This window comes from Mesorhizobium sp. M7A.F.Ca.AU.001.01.1.1 (assembly GCF_004022735.1).
Lineage (GTDB): Bacteria > Pseudomonadota > Alphaproteobacteria > Rhizobiales > Rhizobiaceae > Mesorhizobium > Mesorhizobium ciceri.
The window spans coordinates 1-671 of the sequence record NZ_RZPF01001292.1; the positions used below are offsets into that span (position 1 = coordinate 1).

A 671-nucleotide genomic window follows, 5' to 3' on the forward strand; every position below is an offset into this window, starting at 1 on the left:
GATGCCCATGGAGTTGAAGCCGGCGCCGACATAGAAATTCTTCAGTTCCGGCGCCTCGCCGAGGAGAAAATTGTTGTCCGGCGTGAAGCTTTCGGGACCGTTGTAGAATTTCTTGACCTCGGCCTTGGCCAATTGCGGCACGCGGACCAGCGCGTTTTCCATCAGGATCTCGAACTGATCCCAATCGTCCGGCAACAGCGCGAACTCGAAATTTTCGGGAATGCCATTCATGCCCCACGGCTTGGCGTGCGGCTCAAAGCCACCCATGACCAGGCCGCCGACCTCTTCCTTGAAATAGATGAACCCGTCGGGGTCGCGCATGACCGGCAGGTCCGGATGCACGCCCTCGATCCTGCCGGTAACGATGTACATGTGCTCGGCCGAATGCAGCGGCACCGAGACGCCGCACATCAGCCCGACCTTGCGCGCCCACTGGCCGGCGCAATTGACGACGATCTCGGCGGCAATGTTGCCGCGGTCCGTCTCGACACCGCAGGCGACGCCGTTCTTCACGCTGATGCCGGTGACCTTGACCCGCTCGAAAATTTTCGCGCCGCGATTGCGCGCACCCTTGGCCAGCGATTGCGTGAGATCGGTCGGATTGGCCTTGCCGTCGCCCGGCAGCCAGACGGCTCCGACCAGATCGTCGGTCGCCATGACCGGCCATAGAT

The 671-nt window shown here is 62.0% G+C and carries 1 protein-coding gene; it reads right to left on the minus strand.

Annotated elements, in window-relative coordinates; all coding sequences use genetic code 11:
* Window positions 1-671: FAD-binding oxidoreductase (locus EN884_RS37730; protein ID WP_164895504.1), on the minus strand; the 671-nt coding region annotated here is incomplete at both ends.